At 32.6% G+C, this 13,338-nt stretch carries 7 protein-coding genes; all 7 read right to left on the bottom strand.

Annotated features, from left to right (window positions below; all coding sequences use genetic code 11):
- Positions 1 to 209: 209 nt before the first annotated feature.
- Positions 210 to 845, bottom strand: coding sequence for a hypothetical protein (locus tag EV145_RS21380; protein WP_166638502.1), 636 nt, complete (start codon positions 843 to 845; stop codon positions 210 to 212).
- Positions 846 to 921: 76 nt separating this feature from the next.
- The gene (locus EV145_RS21375) at positions 922 to 1,419 is read right to left on the bottom strand and encodes a hypothetical protein (protein WP_133527217.1); all 498 of its coding nucleotides are present in this window, start codon (positions 1,417 to 1,419) and stop codon (positions 922 to 924) included.
- On the bottom strand, positions 1,416 to 1,934 hold the full coding sequence (locus tag EV145_RS21370; protein WP_133527216.1) for a hypothetical protein: 519 nt from the start codon (positions 1,932 to 1,934) through the stop codon (positions 1,416 to 1,418). Before EV145_RS21370 ends, EV145_RS21375 begins: the two co-directional genes overlap by 4 nt.
- Positions 1,935 to 1,939: 5 nt before the next feature.
- Positions 1,940 to 2,203 carry a hypothetical protein gene (locus EV145_RS21365; protein ID WP_133527215.1) on the bottom strand — a complete coding sequence of 88 codons (264 nt, stop codon included), beginning with the start codon at positions 2,201 to 2,203 and terminating at the stop codon, positions 1,940 to 1,942.
- Between the two features lie 195 nt (positions 2,204 to 2,398).
- Positions 2,399 to 2,938, bottom strand: coding sequence for a hypothetical protein (locus EV145_RS21360; protein WP_133527214.1), 540 nt, complete (start codon positions 2,936 to 2,938; stop codon positions 2,399 to 2,401).
- A gap of 2 nt (positions 2,939 to 2,940) precedes the next feature.
- Positions 2,941 to 8,217 carry an ADP-ribosyltransferase domain-containing protein gene (locus EV145_RS21355; RefSeq protein WP_133527213.1) on the bottom strand — a complete coding sequence of 1,759 codons (5,277 nt, stop codon included), beginning with the start codon at positions 8,215 to 8,217 and terminating at the stop codon, positions 2,941 to 2,943.
- Between the two features lie 3 nt (positions 8,218 to 8,220).
- Complete coding sequence (locus tag EV145_RS21350; protein ID WP_166638501.1) at positions 8,221 to 13,338, bottom strand: T9SS type A sorting domain-containing protein; 5,118 nt, start codon at positions 13,336 to 13,338, stop codon at positions 8,221 to 8,223.

The raw sequence follows: 13,338 nt of genomic DNA, 5'->3' as shown, positions 1-13,338 counted from the left end.
AGCAACCGGATTTCCATTATTTAAATAATTAAGAATTTCTTTTTTATTATCATACTCTACTTCTATCTGAAAATCGCTACACTTTTTTACTTAGTTCTGGACTATGCTCGCTAATGATGCCTATTAATTCCATTTTTTTTTTTTCATAAGCGAGACACTCGCGCCAGCGTGAAAATTATATTTAAAACCATGCTGTTATTAATATCATTCTAATCAAAAATTATTTTTGTTTTTATTTCGTTAATACTATTACTTGTAAGGTAATTAATTATAAAAGCTTTCTCTTCTTCTGTTATCTCATCATAATTTGGCGCATTCCAAGTTTTCAAAGCAACTAGATCTGCATAAAATGTTGGTGGATCAAAAATAAGTTCTCCTGTAATTTGGACTGATTTGTCGTTATACTTCACAATCATTTCTCCTCGAGAAATGATTTCATATTTTATTTTAGTTTCATTAAAAAAAATATTTTTTTCCTTGTTCTCAATTTCATTTATGTTGCTCATTTCAATATTTTCATTTATCCGATTTTGCCAATAAGAGCTGTCAAATAATAATTGATAATTATCAGGTAAAGACTCTTTTAATTTTAAAGCCGAATTAATTACTTCTTTACAAAAAACATTTTCATCCTCTAAAGACATTTTAAGTGGCTCAGGAGGATATTCATCATTATATGTTGATTGATAACTTGCATCTAAATTCTTAATTTGTGCTTTTAAATCATTACTTACAGGTAAATCATCAATTGAAATATTCCTAAATATAGGATCCATATTATTATTCGTTTCCTTAATCCATATCGGAAAACAAAAAAATTCAAAGTTGTATTTTATTTTAAACATATATTTAATTTCAATGAACGTATTTATATTCTGTATATCTCAATTTGCATTCACGATTATGAGCCTCACGAGAGCATTATAAATATTTTAAGCTTATGCTTCCTATATATTGGGGTTCTCTTCCCATAGACATTTCTACTTTCAGTAGTTCGTTAAATGGAAAATCTAAAGATTCTCTTGCCGTGAACCTATCGATTACTTTACTTGGTGGTCTTTTTACTTTTATATCTGGAAAATATTTTTCAATATCATTAGACAAAAAAGGAACCTCTATTTTTTTTTCTTCGATATAAATATCACCCTTAAAATGCGGACTTGAATCATAAACATACGTATAAACGCTAATTCTTGTAATCAAGCTATGTTCTGTGTATATTGCTAAACCACTAATATTTTTAAATACATATTCTTCATGTTCTGGAAATTCAATCATATATTTTTCAGCTTGATATGATATACCACAATACTCTGATAGCCAATCTTGTATATTTACTCCCAAAGCTATTGGAGTATTTTCTAAGTATACTTTATCACTTTTAAAAATTATGTAATTAATGTTATCTAATTTTTTCATGGGCTATAAGGTCCTTTAGAAAATAACTCTACCAGTAAACTATATTTTTCAAAAAGCTCTTTGAGTTTGTATTTTTTATATAATGATGTTAATTTTATTTGATTTATTAAATCTTCAAACGTTTTAAATGGAATATGAATTTTTGCTCCTTTGGAACTTCTTGTATATAATAATAATTCTTTCTCACTATATAGCATATAATAGATGCGAAATAGTATTTTATACTCTTCATTAAGAGAGTGATATTCGCGAAAATCCTTCTGTTCATTAATGTTAGCAAAAAAAGATAATAATTTTTCTAAAAAAATAATGATTTGTCTTTCATATTCAATTTCTAAAGAAAATCCATCGAATTTGATATTTACTAAAAGAGATTGTTTTTTATCCTGAAATTTTTCTTCGTCAGTCATTAATTGCCAACTTTTATACTTATCAATCATTTCGATAAACATAATTTCATCAGGATTTATATTCTCTTTATTATAAATTTCAAGGATACTTTTTAAATTTTCCATAATATTTATTTTTCTATTATTGTAAAAACTTTTCCGCGTATTGCAGGTTGGTAGTCATATTGATGCTCAAAAGCATTTAATAATTGGTCTTCTTTAACACTTTCTAAAATAAATGAGCTTTTACTTTTATGTAAAACCTCAGCTTCTGTTTGCAAATCTGAATATTTTATTATATTTTTTTCATTTTTAGACTCAATAATAATTACAGCAGCAGCTTCTGTTTTACAAAAATTTTTTCTTGCAACTGTACCAGCATAAGACCTTTCCATTGTAGTTCATAAAAAATTCTTATATGTAATTTCATCTCCATTTTCATAAAAACGTAAACCTTGTAAAAGTCTCTGACTTTGATTTCATTCTTAGAATTCAATATTTTTACTTAAAAAAATCTTCAACAAGATGATTTTTTCTAACTATTTCAAAGAACATTTTTTTAATGTTAAAAAAAAAGAATTACTATTAACCTAATTAATTTCTGACAATTTGATAAGTTCATTGTATAAACTCTCAATTTTTTCATAACACTCTCTAAACATTACACTGTTTCCCTGTGCTGATTTAGTAACTTCAAAAAAAGATTTAAATACTTTTCGTGTTTCGTTACTTTTGGGAAATTCCTTTTCATAACTATATCCTGATAAATCAATATTTTCACAAAGGTTATTTACAAATTCTATAATCTCGTCATTTAAAATAGAATTAATTGCTTCTAAATAAGGAAATGTTAATTTAATTTTTTCATAAATATTGATAGTTAATTCTTGTTTCCTGATAAATTTAGGCATTGCGTCAATTTTACGTAAAGTTGCTAAGTGCTGAATTCTACTTGCCTGTTTACTTTCCGTACTTTTGAACTGCCAACTAATATTAGTTTTTAATTCATTAATTAACTCTAGCCTAATACTTATTTTCTCTTTTTCTTCTAAAGTAAATTGGGGGTTATTTAAATGATAATTAAGATTTTTCTCAATTAGTTCAAAATATTTTTTTATGTAGTTTTCCATAATTACGGGATTAATTCAATTAATATTTTGGTAAATTTATTTGAATATTCAAAATTTTTGTCAAAAATCATATGATTAGGATCGATTTCTATTACTTTAAATTTTAAATTAGATTTTAATAAAACTTCCATTTCATTTGGTAAACAAGATATGCCACATATATTTGCTCCGTTTGCTCCCTTGATTTCAAAAATTATTTCATCACCTTTTACATAGCTAAAGTCATATGCAGCAACTTGCTTACTAGTTGAGCTTGATTTAAAATCTTTAAAAGGTACTTCATCACCAACTTTCCATGTTCTTGCCAAATCAGCTTCAGCTCCATAAACACCTCTATAAACATTCCCTGAATGTGATTCTAATTTACTTAAGCCATTATTTAATAAATCATTTAACGCAGTATTAAAATTACTTAAATTACCTGTCCTTAATTCATTGTTTAATGTTTGATAAATTTTGCTTCCATTTCTTAGTTTATCACTTGTATATACTTTTATAGCGGTTAATTCATCTATTGTGAGATTTGGAAATCTTGATGCAAGATTGCTTGAAATTACTTCTTTTTTAATTGCACTAACAGTTACATCATCAAAAAAAGCTTGCCATAAATCACTTAATTCTTTAACTTTCTTAAACTTTGTCAATCTTTTAAGATCATCAGTTTCGTTTAAAATTTCTTTTATCTTCGAATTTCCTATTTTACCCTCTTTAAAAGCTTTCGCGAATGCATCAAGTTCTGCTGGAGTAACTGCCTTTTCTGACAAACGGAAAAACTCAATTAATCTTCCTCTAGTATAGGAAGTTGATATTTTAGAAAGCTTTCCTTCTGCGTTTAAAGTATAAATAGCCCCTCTAAAAAATATTTTAGAATCTTTTGCCAGCTTATTGGCTAATTTTTGTCCTGCTCTTAACTCTCCAGATGCAATAACGGGCAATACTATTGCAGAAGAATACAAGGCTGAACTAAGAACATCTTTTCTGCTAACAGCATACATAAGTCCGATTGCTTCTGGAATTGCATCCGCTGCTACAAACGAAAGAGCAATAGAAGAGGCATCAATAATTCCATATACGACAGGGTCAAGTGTACTCCATTTATCTTTGTTGTAAACATTCGTAAACTCATAAATTGGTGGGGTTTCGCTTGTGCTAGGGAAGACTACAGTAACATCATTCGTCCACTGTGAAAATCCATCTTTAAAAGCATAACCTGTAATATATTTATTTGCTATAGATTCTTCCAGTTGTTTTTCTTTAAAATCTACTGAATTTTCGAAATCAATCCAATCTTTTGGATCAGTGCTGGAATTTGCTTTATCCAAAAGTTCCGCTTTATCCATTGCGTACTTTAGAATTTCTTCTTCATAATAAGGATTTACGGCCCCACTTCCAGGAATATTAGTATATACAATTTTAGGAATAGGTAAATTAGCAATCTTATTAAAATATATATTATCTTTAAGTAATACAGTTTTTACAAAATTATATCCTGATTTATACTCCGGACTTTCAATCTTATCTACTGGTATTGTTCCATTTGCATATCTTAATCCTAAATAAATAACAGAAGGTTTATAAGTCTGTTTATATACTTGTCCAATAAACTCTTCTACTTGTGTATTTAGAATTGATTGATATGTTCCAACAACACCCGTAGTTTCTATACGAGTATTATTCGCTTTTATTTTTGTAATAGCATTAGTGTTTATATCTAAACCTTTTGCATATAATCCTGGCATAAAATGATCTACAGCAAAATCTGTAAAATTCGTACTCTTTTTAAGATTAAAATAAGGAACGGTAATTAAAATTGCATTTTTATCTTTTAGATTACTCGCTTCAAAAACTTGTTTTGTATACTCATTCCAATTACCACTAATTAAGTAATCTACTTTAGTATAAACTACATAAATATTTACTTGATTATTTTTTTGCTTTGAAAAATCAGATAGATAAACAAGACTATGATCTAATCTGTTTAATTTGTCTCCTCCAGCAGGAATATTTTCATCTACAAATATATTTCCTAGATCACTATTGGTCATTTCAGTATTATAACCATAACTAGAATTGTTTTTTAAAATCAATCTGTTTACCTGAGATATTGTCTTCTGAATTTGTTCATTAGAGAATTTGCCTCCATCAATTCTATCAACTTTTACACCTGGAGGAACATCCATACTGGCAATATCAAAAAAACTTGAAGTAAATGCCTCTTTATCATTACCACAGGGAACATTCTTAGCATTATTTAGATTTTCTTCAATAAACTTATTTAATTCATCTGTATTAAGTTTATTTTTTATCTGTAAATAACTAACTGTTAATTCTTTTGATGGACATGGTCTTTCTATATCAAAAAATAGAACTATTTTATCAGTGTCTTTTGGATTACTGATATATTCTATTTTACCTTTATATTTTGTAGTACCGTCGTAATAAGCATCTTTATTCCAACAATAACGTTTTCCTTCTTCACTAAATCCGTAAATAAGACCCTTTTTTGTATTATCAAAGTTACAGGCATCATAAATTAAGCTGTTTGGAACTGGTAAGCTAGCAATTTTATAATCCGGAGTTACTACATAATTAGCAAACTCCCCACTAGCCTGACTCTGAAACGCATACAATTTAAACGCAGGATCATTAATTTGTTTCCAATCTTGATGATTCAACACCGTTCCCGAGCTATAATCCATCAATAAATCAGTGCTTTCGCTCGGAGTTTTGTAAACTTCAAAAGGATGTTCTAGCTTGAAGATACCGTGACCCAATTCGTGCGCAGCAATTTTAACTGGAATTTTTTCTAATCCTGATTTGAAGACATAACCAAATTGTCCATTCAAGCGCATATAGCCCTGCTGTCCTGTACTCGAGGTGTTATTTGTTACAAAAAGCACATAAGTAGGCGCTTCAGACTTATAAATGGTCAGGTACTCATTATTAATACTTTGCTGTTGTGAGCTGTAAGTAGAAGTCAGTGTGTTTTTTTCGGTCTGAATAGTTTTATCTGATACAATTTTGCTGATATTAAGAGCAGACTTTCTGTCAAAATTAATTTTGATTGCTACTTTATTATAAATTGCTTGAGTGTTAGCACTAATTTCATCCAGCGTGGAAGCCGAAACATCATTATCTAAAGGAACCAAAGCTACATTGACCTCTCTTGGAGTAAGATGTACCAATACAAAAGCTCCAATTACCTTCCACTTATCGCCTTGTTTGATGGTTGCCAAGATCTCTTCTTGTCCATAAGCCATGCTGCCTTTAACAGTTAATACAAAGGTATTATCACTCAAATCAGCTTTTATCGCTGCTCCATTTTCTGTCTTGAAAACAATGTCTTTGAGCTTTATCTCTTCATCTGTGAGCGTAACTACGGCTATTACTGTATCGGTATCTCCATTAGCTACTGCCTTGTAAGGCAAAGCAACGCCATCTACTTTTTTGTAGAGCTTTTCTATATTGGCAGCTGCGTTGGGTGGCAGTACATCAAAAGCATATTTACCTCCGCTAGAAAAGGCAACCGTAACCCCTTTAGCAGTAAATGAGGTTACTTTTCCGTTATTATCTACTCCATCCGTATTTGCAGGTGTAGGTTTTCCGGCTGCGGCTGCAAGTTCACCTGCATTGGTTCCGTTTCCATTTTTGTCTACATGATACACTGTACCCTTTGAATCCGTAATTACAGTATTTTTTCCTCCTGGTATGGTAATTTGCTCTCCATTTTTACCATTTACCAAAATATCACCATTTGGATTGATTACAATATCACTGATTTCAAACGGAACAGTTTCTTTTACGTTTCCATCAGGACCTGAGCCTGTAAAATCTTCTACATCGACAACATTCTTCCAATCTGGATTATAACTGGTCTCTACAACACCGCTGATCAATTGGTAATCGGTATTGATCAAAATGTTTTTAAACTCAACTGCAATTTTGGTATCGGCCAAATAAGGCACTATAATATAACCACGACCTGAATAAGGGCTGTGTTCTTTTTCTAATTCTAAAACCGTTACCGGAAAATCTCCCGCCTTAAAAGTTTCACTCTGAATTAAGTTATCAAGCGGTTTTTGATTTTCAATATTAATTTTAGGTATGATGCCGCAGTTATAAGCCGGAACGCCATTAGCCTGTGTAGGCGTTGTAAAAGTGCTGATTCCAGAATAGGTAAAGGATTGGACACCTTCGGAAACGGGATCACAGCTTGATCCCACTCTAAATTGGTAAGTAACGCCAGGCTCTAAATCTGTAATTAAACTTTGTGTATTTAAACTATATGAAGAGAACCATTTTGCATTTGCAACGTCCTGCTTTTTATATTGCAGCTGATAACGTGTATGCTCCGGAATTCCTTCCCAAGTAATTTTTACACTTTTATTTCCTTGTGCCTCGCTTAATAAAAAAGTTGGAGCGGCACAGGAGGCTGTGTACTTAAACGAATATATTTCACTATATCCATCATTTTTAAATACTGCATTTTCTGAAAGTCCAGTAGTTGAAATCGCACGTACACGCCATGCATAGCGCATTCCCGGCGTAAGTATAGGCATGCTTACATTATAAAGCAATGCAGTGCCAAACAGTGTTTCTTCATACAAAACAGGAGACATCTGGAAGCCAATCTGCGGATCTAACGTTGGATCTAAAAGCTGTTTTAATTCGAATTTATACGATATATTGGTAGCATTAATCTGGCGCGGTGTCCAGGTAAAAAGTATATTAGGAAAATCCGTTGAGGCAATCTGTTCGTTGCGCTGTGGCGTATTTAATAACGGAGGATCATTTAAAATCAGGTATAAACTGGCACAGCTTTTTTGAGATATTTTTTGATTGGTTACAAAATCATACATCTCAAAACAAAAATTGTACATGCCTTCCGGAAGTGCATTGGCATATTGCGCAGGAGAAATTCCCTGCAGATTTTCGAGCCTGAAAAGTGCTGCAATATCGGTATTAGTCAACGTCTGCAATTCTCCTCCATTTATAAAAATGGGGCGCTGTCCTTGAATAAAATCGGTACTTTGTATATTGATTCCGTTACCTTGTATGTACAGTTTTAATCGCACCTGCCTTTGCGAAATGGTAATATCATTTGGGTTGATCAGCAACTGCATTTTAGTATCCATGCTAGTTGCGTACTCACTTATTTTTACGCTGTACGGACTATTAAAAATTGGCGATAACTGAACTGGATATAACTGTGCATATCCAGTTGTGCCAAAAAACAGCAACAGAACAAATAAATATATTTTATGGAGAAGGTTCTTCATTTTTTAATAGATGATAATTTTTTTAACAAGCGTTTGCTGAGCTGTTTCAAGGACTAAAACGTACATACCGGCAGCTAATGAAGTACCAAAATCAATTTCGTACTTTTTCTTTCCTGATTCTTTTTTCTGAATCATTGTATATTGCCCAGTTGTCGAAAACAATCTTAAATTAATTGGACTGTTATTTTCCAAAGTGACAATCGCTTTAAAGTTTCCATCGTTTGGATTTGGGGTTACTATAAAACCTGTTATAAATTTTGAGGCATTTCCTGTATCAGGAATAGCGCTTCGCTCTTCGACTGTAATGTTTTTATTGTATATCGCGTAACAATCACCTTGAGTTTGTTTTAAACCAATAGCATAAACTCCCGTTTTTTCGAATTTTAGCGTAATGTATTTATCTTGCTTTTCTACTATTTTTACCCCATTAGGAATGATCCATTCTGTATTTTCTCCGTAAGGATTACTTGTATTTACTAAAATAACTTCTTCGTCTAAATAGGCCTGAGAGCTCAATAAAAATTCGGAACTAATTATAGCCTGGCTTGTTTTAATTACGATTTCATCTTCTATAACACATCCTAATCCTGAAATGGCTTTTACATGATAGGTTCCTGCTTTTGACAAACTTACTTTAGCTTCGCTTGCAGTAAATCCGTTTGTAGAGGTCCATAAATATTGTGCTTTTTCATCTGCAATTGTAGCGTTTAGCTCTAAAGCCTGATCGTTGCATAATGTCCTGTCTGGTCCTAAGTCGATCGTTATTTTATTTGGATTTACAAGAACAAACTTCTTTTTGTACACGCAGCAATCTGGGCAAGTTATGGTTACTTCATAATTTCCTGCTTTAAGTCCCGAGATATCTTTTGTTGAGGCTCCTGTATTCCACTTATAAGTATAGGGTAAATTTCCTCCTGAAACAGTAAGCTGAATTGCACCATCATTTCCTTCAAAACAAGTTGGATTTTTGAATTTTTCGACAGCCATAACTCCGTTTGGATCACCCACAAAAATACTTCCTTGCACTACACAGCCTTTTGCATCGGTAACTTTTACAAAATAATTATTTGAAGTTAAATTTTCTATTCGTGCAGTTGTGGCTTCGTTTGTCCATTCATAAGTATAAGGTGAAGTACCTCCTGATACTTGCGCCTCAGCCCAACCATCATCTCCTGTGGTACACCCTACATCCAGCTTAGTAAAAGCTAGCTTTAATTGGGCTGGTTGTGGCATATTTTGCGTAATATCAATTTCCTTAACCAAAGCATTATTGACATATGTACCCAATTTTATACCATTGGCATCTTCTATATTTAAAGCGTAAATTCCGTCAGATAAATTTTCAGCTGTTTCGTCATGATCGTTCCATATCGCCCATGAACCGTCTTTTTGTTTTTTCTTCCAAGTATAATAGTACAATAATTCCTTATTTTTAGTGGCTTCTAATGGAATTCCACCTTTAACTCTCGCAACAAGAATACCATCTTGAGACTCATCACGCTGTTTGTCTAGCGGAGAGACATCTGCCTCATTTCCAAATTCATTATTTACATTGCAAGATATCGTTCGAACAACCTCTAAAGTTACTTCAAGCGGATCTGGATCATCTAAAGCTGTAACCGAATTTATCATCGTACAGCCTGTTTTATTAACTGCATCTACATAATTATCGTCACGAATGGTCAAGCTATAGGTATCTTCAGGAACTCCATTTAGAGTAATGGTATAAACGCCATTATTAAATTGAGCTGTGGTAGACGTTTGTTTAATTCCTTTACTGTTTTTCCATTCAAACCAATAAGTTTTGTCCGAAAAAATAGTACCACCAGTAATTTCAGCTACAATTTTTCCATTGGTAGCCTTATAAAAACTCGGATTAAGCACTTCCGTATATTTAATAGAAAGCGGCGCTTCCGGTTCTGAAATCGTAATGCTTTGTTGCGTAGTACATCCTCTAAAATCGGTTACATTAACGGTGTATTTGCCCTTTTTCAAAATAGTATTTTCAGCAATCTCTACCCCATTCGACCATATGTAAGTGTATGGACCAGTTCCTCCTGCACCTTTTGCAGTTGCCCAGCCATCATTTCCTCCATTACAAAAAACATCTCCTTTTGTTATCGTTACAACTAATTTTAAAGGTTGCTTCATCGGTTGTATCGAATCTTTTGCTGTCCAGCTGCCATTTGCATAAGTGCCTAGTATAATTTTATGGCGGTCTTCAACATTTAAAGCATAATTTCCATCTGAAAGGTTTGGTGCAATCGAATCTTTGATCGTTTCGAGATCTTTCCAAGTACCATTTGGCTCTTGTTTTTTCCAATGGTAAAAATAAGGCAAGCCTTTATTATCGTCATAAAATAAAGTTGTACCGCCAGTTACGTGTGCGATCAGCATTCCATCCTGCGACTCGTCGCGCTGCCCGTCACTCGGACTTGTATCTTTTGCGCTGCCAAACTCATTACCCGAATTACAGGAAATTTCTTTCCTTTCAAAGGTTACTTTTAAAGGTTTTGGCTCGTCAAGTTCTTTTTGAGAATCAATAATAGAACAATATTTAATCTGACCTGCTATGTCACGATAATTTTCGTCTGTAACTGTCAAAGAATAAACAGAAGCAGGAAGCCCCTCAAGCGTTAGAATAACTTTATGATCTGCATCACCTTTTTTGCCAACAATTTCTATACTCGGAACTAGTTGTGTCTTATCTTTATTTATCCATTTAAAATTGTATGAATCATTTGTATAAGGTGTTCCTCCAGTTATCTCAGCTACAATTTTTCCATTTGCTCCTCCAGCAAAAGTGGGTGGTGTAACTTCTAGATATTTTAATGCTAATGGTGCCGTCGGTCCATCTATTGTGATACTGTCTCTTACAAAACATCCTTCCTTGTTATCTACGGCCTCAACATAATATTTGCCCTTTATTAAATCTTTTATTTCGGCATTCTTGATTTTTATATTATCTGGCAAATACCAAGTGTAAGTATAAGTAGATTTGCCATCTTTAATACTCGCTTTTGCCCATCCATTTGTACCTTCAAAACACGATACATTTCCAGAGGTAAACACTATTTTCATCTCATCTGGCTCAGCAATTGGAAGCTCAACCGCTATTGGTGTTTGTTCTGTTAATGTATAAGTGCCATGCATAATTCCGTTGGCATCTGTAACATTTACAGAATAAAGTCCTTTAGAACGATCCGAAACAATTGAATCTTTTTCTTCATCTAAATCATCCCAGTCACCAGTACCTTCATTTAGTTTTTTCCAAGAAAAATAATAAGGCAGCCCTTTATTTGTTTTTATATCTAATATTTTTCCTCCTTCTGCTAAAGCCACCAAGCTTCCATTAGATGCTGATGCTTTATTTGAACTGCTATTTTCTCCAAGATTTGCGGAGTTACAAGAAATGGCTTGTCTTATTTTCAGTTTTAGCTTAATTGGTTCAGGATCATCTAAAGTAACCGTTAATTCAGGTATACTCTGAGGTTCCAGCTTACACTTTCCGCCATCTGTAACAGATAAAGTATATTTATCCTCAGGTACATTATTTAAGGTAATTTCAAAAACGCCATTTGCAAATTTGGTCGAAGTTTTATTCTGATCAATAAGTTCATCTTTACTATTTCTCCATTCGTACAAATACGAATTTCCTCCGATCAATCTACCGCCTTTAATAATAGCCATAATACTTCCATTTTCTGCTCTATAAAAAGTAGGATCCGTGGGCGTAATACTTACTAATTTTAGAGCTTCAAGCGGCTGTTTAATTTCTTCTGAAAGCATTTTTTCAGATTGATCTGTATTTTTTGCAATACAGCTAATATTGTCTATCAGATTCACCATTTTTCTCACTTTTACATAGCAAAACCCTAATGGCAATCCCTCAATCGTATGCTTATCTGCGTTTGAAAACTTAGTCCATGTCAATCCTTTATCAATAGAAAATTCGTAGATTCCAGTTGCAGCTCCTCCTGTAGCAACAATATTTAAAGCACCATCTTTTCCTCCAAAACAATTGATATCATTATTTTTTGTAATAGAAAAATTTACCGGTGAGGGTGCTTTTATTGAAAACGCCTTCAAATCATATCTGTCAGCGCTGGTAGAAGTACTTAGCCCATCTTTAAAACCTACGAGCTGCAGCATATAATTTCCTGGAATAAGATCCGTAATGCTAAAAGTTTTATCTGTATCGATAGAAAGCTCACCATGATAATCAGTCGGTGTATCTGTATCAACATTCAGCAAAGTATAATTTAACTGCTCTCCCTTAAATAACGTTCTGTTAAATATCAACTTTACACTTCCATCTTCGGTATCGCTGCAACTTGTCTCAACAGCATTTTGAGAATCAACTTTTGGAGCAGACAAACGCACATTATAAGTAACAATATTTGAAACCACCGCTTTATTGTATGCTACTTGCCTAAAGTGAACTTTTTTACCATGACTGGAGGCATCTAACTGAGTTAATACATCTAATGCACTTACTGATATGCTTGCTTGATCAAACTGAGGAAGCGGCATCCAGCTTGCTTCTACATTTTTATCTGGATTTATTGAATATTGCCAGTTATATTCTGTACTCAAAAATCCTGTGTCTGATTTTATTACAATTTTATCTCCCGTAGGTAAAATATCATTCAGATTGGCAGGTCCAATTTCTTGTATATGAAGTTTAGGAAGAACTTTTAATGTGGCTCTTAAATTATAAAGATTAGTAAAATAATTTCCGATATAATATTCAGTAACTCCATAAGAAACATTCATAGATTCTGTACTGCTGTTATCTGTTTTACAGCCAGAATTAAAACCTCCATGATATTCTCTTCCTTCAGAGTAATATTTAATTTTAGTAAGCTTTTTTGAGCTTAAAAAACTGCTTGACCAATTTCTTGGCAAATTTTGTCCATCTCCTATTGGCTGATTAAAAAACGGTAAATCTGCAGCATTGCTAAAAAGCATCCAAGATTCTAAGCGGCTGCCGCAATTTCCTGATATATCAACTTTAATATTGATGTTGGTTATTTCAAAATTAACCTGATAAGTTCCTACTCCCTGAGCAAATCCTAATCTGGAAATCAATACAATTATCAATAAGTAAATCTTCTTCAT

It is taken from the genome of Flavobacterium sp. 245, assembly GCF_004362055.1.
Classification (GTDB): Bacteria; Bacteroidota; Bacteroidia; order Flavobacteriales; family Flavobacteriaceae; genus Flavobacterium.
This window is presented reverse-complemented; position numbering and strand designations above follow the sequence as displayed.